General features: G+C 64.0%; 1 pseudogene. It reads right to left on the bottom strand.

The annotated features are described in order from the left end of the window. Positions 1–228 (bottom strand): annotated as a pseudogene (locus tag ALP40_RS15125) (phospholipase); the annotation flags it as partial.

Raw genomic sequence — 228 nt, 5'->3', positions numbered from 1 at the left:
AAGGTGCGTGGGGGGCGCGAATGCGTTACGCGCCGTGAGCAGGTTCTCGCCGGTTTCCTTGTTCCAGGCAATGGCAAAGTTTTTGTGCACGCCATACAGGGCCGGCCCGGACAGCATGCAGGAAATGTCCTGGCGCGGCGTCTTGCCCCGCGAGCCCAGGTAGGGCTCAGGCTGGGGGCCAGGAGGACGATCGAGGGCCGAGTGTGCGTCATTGTCCCAGTATTCGTC

The sequence above is a fragment of the Pseudomonas viridiflava genome, from assembly GCF_003702045.1.
GTDB lineage: Bacteria > Pseudomonadota > Gammaproteobacteria > Pseudomonadales > Pseudomonadaceae > Aquipseudomonas > Aquipseudomonas viridiflava_C.
Note: the sequence above shows the minus strand (reverse complement) of the source record. Positions and strands in the feature narration are given on the sequence as shown.